The sequence below is a fragment of the Singulisphaera rosea genome, from assembly GCF_054877945.1.
Window position 1 is genome coordinate 1 of sequence record NZ_JBTYIP020000133.1, and the last position, 303, is coordinate 303.

Below are 303 nucleotides of genomic sequence, written 5' to 3' on the forward strand. Positions count from 1 at the left end.
CGAGTCGGACGGATGCGACGGGGGCGATGACGACGTTCGCGTGGGACTACCGCAACGAGCTCGTCGGCGCGACGATCCGAAACAGCTCCGGGACCATCACCGAGCAAGTCACCTACACCTACGACGCGGTCGGCGACCGGATCGGCGTCAAAGTCCTCGCAGGCCAGCGCTGGGCCGTCTACGACGGCGACCAGGTCTACGGCGACTTCAACGGCGTCGGGGCTGTGCTGACCCGCTACCTCGACGGCCCCGCCGTCGACGAGCTCCTCGCCCGGACCAGCTCCGGCGTCTCCGCCTGGTACC

1 pseudogene is annotated in these 303 nt (G+C 69.3%); it reads left to right on the forward strand.

Annotation, left to right across the window (positions count from 1 at the left end):
- Positions 1-26 precede the first annotated feature (26 nt).
- A pseudogene (locus tag ACYOEI_RS41260) lies at positions 27-303 on the forward strand (hypothetical protein); the annotation flags it as partial.